Origin of the sequence: Pantoea sp. CTOTU49201, assembly GCF_032054795.1 — a bacterium.
GTDB lineage: Bacteria > Pseudomonadota > Gammaproteobacteria > Enterobacterales > Enterobacteriaceae > Pantoea > Pantoea symbiotica.
This window is the reverse complement of sequence record NZ_DAMBSA010000231.1, coordinates 1-7,561: the sequence shown is the minus strand read 5'-3', so window position 1 is coordinate 7,561 and position 7,561 is coordinate 1. Positions and strand designations below refer to the sequence as shown.

Here is a 7,561-nt window from a genome sequence, read left to right as displayed (position 1 = left end):
TGGCCTGGCGATTCCTGGCATTTTTATCCCTGTGCAAGCTCTGTTAATGGCTGCACACCCAATTAAAGTAGAGATTTCACAATACTATGGCGCAATTTTACTCTGCAAAACAGCGTGTGACGACTAAGGCGCGCATATCCGTCACCATCGAAGACCTTGATCCTTTCGGACAAGGTGTTGCGCGCCATAAAGGCAAGGCGATGTTTGTCAGCGGCGCGCTGCCCGGTGAACAGGCGGAAGTGACGGTGTTCGAGGATAAAAGCAAGTACGCGCGCGCCAAAGTGAACAAGATCCTCAATCCTGGCCCACAGCGGGAAACACCGCGCTGCGTCCATTTCGGCGTGTGCGGCGGCTGCCAGCAGCAGCATGCGTCGGTGGCTTTGCAGCAGGAAAGTAAAGCGCGCGCCTTAAGCCGCATGCTAAGCCGCGAAGCGCCGCTGCCGGTGAAGGTCGATGAGATCATCAGCGGCAACGCGTGGGGCTATCGTCGTCGTGCGCGTTTAGGGTTGCAGTGGCAGCCAAAACAGCAGCGTCTGCAAATGGGTTTCCGCCAGGCCGCCAGCAACGATCTGGTTGAGCTGAAGCAATGCCCGGTTTTGGTGCCCGAACTTGAAGCGTTACTGCAACCGTTGCACCAGTGTCTCAGTGATTTACAGGCGGTCAAACGCTTGGGCCACGTTGAGTTGGTGCTGGCGGACAATGGCCCGCTGATGGTGCTGCGTCATCTTGATGCACTCTCTGCAGGCGACCGTGCAAAACTGGAACGTTTTTCGCATGAGCAGCAACTGTCGCTCTATCTGGCTGATGGTAGTGAAAGTTTGCAGGTGCTGAATGCGCGTGAACCTTTTTATCGCTCGTTTAATTTGCCGCTAACCTTTAGCCCGCAGAATTTTATTCAGGTCAACGATGGTGTGAATCAGCAGATGGTGGCCAAAGCTATCGAATGGCTGGATTTGCAGCCAGAAGATCGTGTGCTGGATTTGTTCTGTGGCATGGGAAACTTTACCTTGCCTCTAGGAAAGTTCGTACAAAATGCTGTAGGTGTGGAGGGCGTTGCAGCATTAGTGCAGCAGGCAGCGTATAATGCAGCCCAGAATAATCTTGAGAATGTTCGCTTCTTCCAGCATAACCTGGAGGAAGATGTATCGCGTCAGCCATGGGCGACGCAGGGATTTAACAAGGTGTTACTGGATCCAGCGCGTGCTGGGGCCGCGGGCGTGATGACGCATGTGGTTAAACTTGCGCCAGAACGTGTGGTCTATGTTTCCTGTAACCCTACAACGCTGGCGCGTGACAGTCAGACATTGCTGTCAGCGGGCTACCATTTGGAAAGGGTCGCGATGCTGGATATGTTCCCTCATACCAGTCATCTCGAATCCATGGTGCTGTTTAGCAAAGCATAAGCGATGTCCACATCGCTGTGGCAGGAGAGGATATGGTTGCGGTTAGAAGTGCGCATTTAAATACGGCGGGCGAATTTGCCCTCGACCAGTGGATCGCCAGTTTAAGTATCAACAATCCGCAATCCTGTCAGCGACTGGCGGATGCGTGGCGCTACTGTGAAGCCGAAACGCACAACCATCCTGATCAAGCTCTGCTGCTGTGGCGCGGTATTGAGATGGTGGAAATTCTCACCATGCTCAGCATGGACATCGACAGCCTGCGCGCGGCGCTGCTGTTCCCGCTCGCCAACGCCGATGTGGTGAGCGAAGAGGATCTCGAAAAAGCCTTTGGCAAAGAGATTGTGATGTTGGTGCATGGCGTGCGCGACATGGATGCCATTCGTCAGCTGAAAGCGATTCACAACGATTCGATGGCCTCCGAGCAGGTGGATAACGTGCGCCGCATGCTGCTGGCGATGGTGGAAGATTTCCGCTGCGTGGTTATCAAGCTGGCGGAACGTATCGCTCACCTGCGTGAAATGAAAGACGCGCCAGAAGATGAGCGCGTGCTCGCAGCGAAAGAGAGCACCAATATCTACGCGCCGCTGGCCAACCGTCTTGGTATCGGCCAGCTCAAATGGGAGCTGGAAGATTACTGCTTCCGCTATCTGCACCCCGATGAATACAAGCGCATCGCTAAGTTGCTGCACGAACGCCGCATCGATCGCGAAGGCTATATCGAAAGCTTCGTCGCCAACCTGCGCGCCGAGATGCAGAAAGAGGGCGTGCGTGCCGAAGTGTATGGCCGTCCAAAACACATCTACAGCATCTGGCGCAAGATGCAGAAGAAGTCATTAGCGTTCGATGAGCTGTTTGACGTGCGCGCGGTGCGCATCGTGGCTGAACGCTTGCAGGATTGCTACGGCGCGCTTGGTACGGTACATACGCTGTTTCGCCATCTGCCGAGTGAGTTTGACGACTACGTTGCCAATCCCAAGCCCAACGGCTATCAATCGATTCATACTGTGGTGCTCGGTCCGCAGGGCAAAACGGTGGAAATCCAGATTCGTACGCGCCAGATGCACGAAGACGCCGAGCTGGGCGTCGCCGCACACTGGAAGTACAAAGAAGGTCCAACTTCCAGCAATGCGCGCGGTGCGGCAGGACATGAAGGACGCATCGCATGGTTGCGTAAGCTGATTACCTGGCAGGAAGAGATGGCCGATTCCGGCGAGATGCTGGAAGAGGTGCGCAGTCAGGTGTTCGACGATCGCGTGTATGTGTTTACCCCGAAAGGCGACGTGGTCGATCTGCCGGCGGGTTCAACTCCGCTCGACTTCGCTTATCACATTCACAGCGATATCGGCCATCGCTGCATTGGCGCCAAAATCAGCGGGCGCATCGTGCCGTTTACCTATCAGTTGCAGATGGGCGATCAGATTGAAGTGATCACCCAGAAGCAGCCAAACCCAAGCCGCGACTGGCTGAACCCGAATCTCGGCTATATCACCACCAGCCGCGGGCGCTCGAAAATTCACGCCTGGTTCCGTAAGCAGGATCGCGACAAAAATATTATTGCTGGCCGTCAGATTCTCGAAAACGAGCTGAATCAGATGGATATCAGCATGCGCGAAGCGGAGAAACTGCTGCTGCCGCGCTACAACGTCAGTTCGCAGGATGAGCTGCTGGCGATGATTGGCGGCGGCGATATTCGCCTCAATCAGATGGTAAATTTCCTGCAAGGCAAGCTCAACAAGCCGAGCGCCGAAGAGGAAGATCGCGAGGCGCTGCGCCTGCTGACGCAAAAGTCACATGCACCTTCAGCGCGTAAAGAGAGCGGTCGCGTGGTGGTGGAAGGTGTGGGCAATCTGCTGCACCACATCGCCCGTTGCTGCCAGCCGATTCCTGGCGACGATATCGTGGGCTTTATCACCCAGGGGCGCGGCATCTCGATTCACCGCGCCGACTGCGACCAGTTAACCGAGCTGATTTCGCACGCACCGGAACGTATCGTTGATGCGGTGTGGGGCGAGGATTACTCCAGCGGCTACTCGCTGGTGGTGCGCGTCACCGCCAACGATCGTAGCGGCTTGCTGCGCGATATCACCACCATTCTGGCTAACGAAAAGGTCAACGTGCTCGGCGTCTCAAGCCGTAGCGACACCAAAAAACAGCTGGCGACCATTGATATGGATATTGAGATTTACAACCAGCAAGTGCTTGGCCGCGTGCTGGCACGTCTCAATCAGGTGCCGGACATTATCGACGCGCGCCGTTTGCATTGATTTCCAGGTCGGCATAAATGCCGACCTGACAAATTACGCCGTAGGGTCGCCATTCATGGCGACCTTTTTACATATCAGCCTCAAAGGATCCTCTCATGACGCCCTTAAACCGCCTGCTCAACATCATGCAAACCTTGCGCGACCCGGAGCGCGGCTGCCCGTGGGATCGTCAGCAAACCTTCGCCTCGATCGCGCCTTACACACTGGAAGAAACCTACGAAGTGATTGATGCCATTCAGCGCGAAGATTTTGCCGATCTGCGCGGTGAACTTGGCGATCTGCTGTTTCAGGTGGTGTTCTACGCACAGATGGCAGATGAGCAGCAGCGCTTCAACTTTGACGACGTCTGCAACGCCATCAGTGACAAACTTGAGCGCCGTCATCCACACATTTTTGGTGATGTTCAGGCCGAAACCAGCGAAGAAGTGCTGAAAAACTGGGAAGCGATCAAACACAGCGAGCGCGCGGAAAAATCGCAGCACTCTGCATTAGATGACATCCCCAAAGCGCTGCCGGCATTGATGCGCGCACACAAAATTCAGAAGCGTTGCAGCACGGTGGGCTTCGACTGGAATAATCTCGGTCCGGTGCTGGATAAAGTGCATGAAGAGATCGACGAAGTGATGCACGAAGCGCAGCAAGCGGTGGTGGATAACGACAAGCTGGAAGAGGAGATCGGTGATTTGCTGTTCGCTACCGTCAATTTATCACGCCATTTAGGCAGCAAAGCGGAAGTCGCGTTGCAGAAAGCCAACGATAAGTTTGAGCGCCGTTTCCGTCAGGTTGAAGCCATTATCGCCTCACAAGGTTTAGCGATGAGCGATGCCACCCTGGATCAAATGGAAGAGGCCTGGCAGCAGGTGAAAGTGTTGGAGAACAAGTAGTAAGCAAAACTGACGATTATTCCAGCACTGCGCATAAATTCGCCGCTTGAGCTTACTCGATTCAGCCTTGCGGTGACTTTGTGACGTACATCAACATTTCGCACCATGCTATCCGCTATGTTACCGGCTTACCTGTGGAGGACGATGGTGTGATTCATCAATTGTGGCTTAAGACGACTTCAAGTATACTATTTTCCCGTCTTGGTTATTCCACCGTCTTTAAACCTAAACTCTCAGGTTCAGCATGACAACGAATTATATTTTTGTGACCGGCGGGGTCGTTTCCTCTCTGGGCAAAGGCATTGCCGCAGCCTCCCTCGCAGCTATCCTTGAAGCACGTGGTCTGAATGTGACCATCATGAAACTCGATCCGTACATCAACGTCGATCCGGGTACCATGAGCCCAACGCAGCACGGTGAAGTATTTGTTACCGATGATGGGGCCGAAACCGATCTGGATTTAGGTCACTACGAGCGCTTCATCCGCACTAAAATGTCGCGCCGCAACAACTTTACTACCGGTCGTATCTACTCAGAAGTGCTGCGCAAAGAGCGTCGCGGTGACTATCTGGGCGCCACGATTCAGGTTATCCCACACATCACCAACGCCATCAAAGAGCGCATCATTGAAGGCGGCGAAGGTCATGACGTCGTTCTGGTTGAGATCGGCGGTACCGTGGGTGATATCGAATCTCTGCCGTTCCTCGAAGCGATTCGCCAGATGGCGGTCGATGTCGGTCGTGAACACACCATGTATATGCACCTGACGCTGGTGCCGTATATGGCGGCCGCAGGCGAAGTGAAAACCAAGCCAACCCAGCATTCAGTGAAAGAGCTGCTGTCGATCGGGATTCAGCCAGACGTGCTGATCTGCCGTTCTGACCGCGCTGTGCCTGCGAACGAACGCGCTAAAATCGCGCTGTTCTGTAACGTGCCAGAAAAAGCGGTTATTTCCCTGAAAGATGTGGATTCCATCTACAAGATTCCAGGCATGCTGAAATCGCAAGGTCTGGATGATTACATCTGCAAGCGTTTCAATCTGAACGCGCCGGAAGCGAACCTGGCCGAATGGGAACAGGTGATTTACGAAGAAGCCAATCCGGGCGGCGAAGTGACCATCGGTATGGTCGGCAAATATGTCGAACTGCCGGATGCGTACAAGTCAGTGATTGAAGCGTTGAAACACGGCGGCCTGAAAAATCGCGTTACCGTGAATATCAAACTGATCGACTCGCAGGATGTTGAAACGCGCGGTGTCGAATTACTGAAAGATCTTGATGCTATTCTAATCCCTGGCGGCTTCGGCTACCGCGGTGTGGAAGGCAAAATGATGACGGCGCAATACGCCCGTGAGAACAACGTGCCTTACCTGGGAATTTGCCTGGGCATGCAGGTTGCGCTGATGGAATTTGCCCGCAACGTTGCCGGTATGGAAGGCGCGAACTCTACGGAATTTGTGCCAGACTGTAAGTATCCGGTGGTTGCGCTTATCACCGAATGGCGTGACGAAGAGGGCAACGTTGAGCAGCGTACTGAGCAGAGCGATCTGGGCGGCACCATGCGTCTGGGCAGCCAGCAGTGCCAGTTGACGCCGGAAAGCAAAGTGCGTCAGTTGTACGGTTCTGAAATCATTACCGAGCGTCACCGTCATCGTTACGAAGTAAACAATATGTTGCTGAAGCCGATTGAAGCGGCGGGTCTGCATATTGCCGGTCGTTCTGGCGACGATCAGCTGGTTGAGATCATTGAGATCCCGAACCACCCGTGGTTTGTTGCCTGTCAGTTCCACCCGGAATTCACGTCGACCCCACGCGATGGTCATCCGCTGTTCGCTGGCTTTGTGAAAGCCGCGCAGGAACACCAGAAGCGTTTAGCGAAGTAAGTTTCACGAACAGCGCGCGAACTTTTCGCGCGTTGTTTGTCTTAGGATTGACTAACTTGTACTGAGGAAAATCGAATGTCCAAAATCGTAAAAGTCATCGGTCGCGAAATCATCGACTCCCGTGGCAACCCAACTGTAGAAGCAGAAGTGCATCTGGAAGGCGGTTTCGTTGGTCTGGCTGCTGCGCCATCAGGTGCATCAACCGGTTCTCGCGAAGCACTGGAGCTGCGTGACGGTGACAAATCTCGTTTCCTGGGCAAAGGCGTAACCAAAGCGGTTGCGGCTGTTAACGGTCCAATCGCTAACGCGGTAACCGGTAAAGATGCCAAAGACCAGGCGAACATCGATAAGATCATGATCGAGCTGGACGGTACTGAGAACAAATCTAACTTCGGTGCTAACGCCATTCTGGCGGTTTCACTGGCTGCTGCTAAAGCTGCTGCTGCCTCTAAAGGCCTGCCGCTGTACGCACACATCGCTGAACTGAACGGCACCCCAGGCAAATACTCTATGCCGCTGCCAATGATGAACATCATCAACGGTGGTGAGCACGCCGACAACAACGTCGACATCCAGGAATTCATGATTCAGCCAGTTGGCGCGCCAACCCTGAAAGAAGCAATTCGTATGGGTTCTGAAGTCTTCCATCACCTGGCGAAAGTGCTGAAGTCGAAAGGCATGAGCACTGCTGTAGGTGACGAAGGTGGCTACGCGCCAAACCTGGGTTCTAACGCCGAAGCGCTGGCTGTTATCGCTGAAGCGGTAAAAGCAGCAGGCTACGAGCTGGGCAAAGACATCACCCTGGCGATGGACTGCGCAGCATCTGAATTCTACAAAGACGGCAAATATGTGCTGGCTGGCGAAGGCAACAAAGCCTTCACTTCAGAAGAGTTCACGCACTTCCTGGAAGATCTGGCTAATCAGTATCCAATCGTCTCTATCGAAGATGGTCTGGACGAATCTGACTGGGAAGGCTGGTCTTACCTGACTTCTATCCTTGGCGACAAGATCCAGTTGGTGGGTGATGACCTGTTCGTTACGAATCCTAAGATTCTTCAACGTGGTATCAACGAGAAAGTAGGTAACTCAATCCTGATCAAGTACAACCAGATCGGTACATTGACTGAA

Annotated in this window: 5 protein-coding genes; all 5 read left to right on the top strand. The window is 53.9% G+C overall.

Going from position 1 to position 7,561, the window contains the following annotated elements:
• Positions 1-86: 86 nt before the first annotated feature.
• The gene (gene rlmD / locus RTY00_RS15770; protein ID WP_312665078.1) at positions 87-1,403 is read left to right on the top strand and encodes a 23S rRNA (uracil(1939)-C(5))-methyltransferase RlmD; all 1,317 of its coding nucleotides are present in this window, start codon (positions 87-89) and stop codon (positions 1,401-1,403) included.
• A 32-nt stretch (positions 1,404-1,435) separates the two neighbouring features.
• Complete coding sequence (gene relA / locus RTY00_RS15765) at positions 1,436-3,667, top strand: GTP diphosphokinase (protein ID WP_008104575.1); 2,232 nt, start codon at positions 1,436-1,438, stop codon at positions 3,665-3,667.
• Between the two features lie 95 nt (positions 3,668-3,762).
• Positions 3,763-4,551, top strand: a complete 789-nt coding sequence (gene mazG, locus RTY00_RS15760) for a nucleoside triphosphate pyrophosphohydrolase (RefSeq protein WP_312665077.1) — start codon at positions 3,763-3,765, stop codon at positions 4,549-4,551.
• 244 nt (positions 4,552-4,795) lie between these two features.
• Positions 4,796-6,433, top strand: coding sequence for a glutamine hydrolyzing CTP synthase (pyrG, locus tag RTY00_RS15755; protein ID WP_007891723.1), 1,638 nt, complete (start codon positions 4,796-4,798; stop codon positions 6,431-6,433).
• Between the two features lie 75 nt (positions 6,434-6,508).
• Positions 6,509-7,561 (top strand): phosphopyruvate hydratase (gene eno, locus RTY00_RS15750; RefSeq protein WP_312665076.1); only part of this gene is annotated, 1,053 nt, incomplete at its 3' end.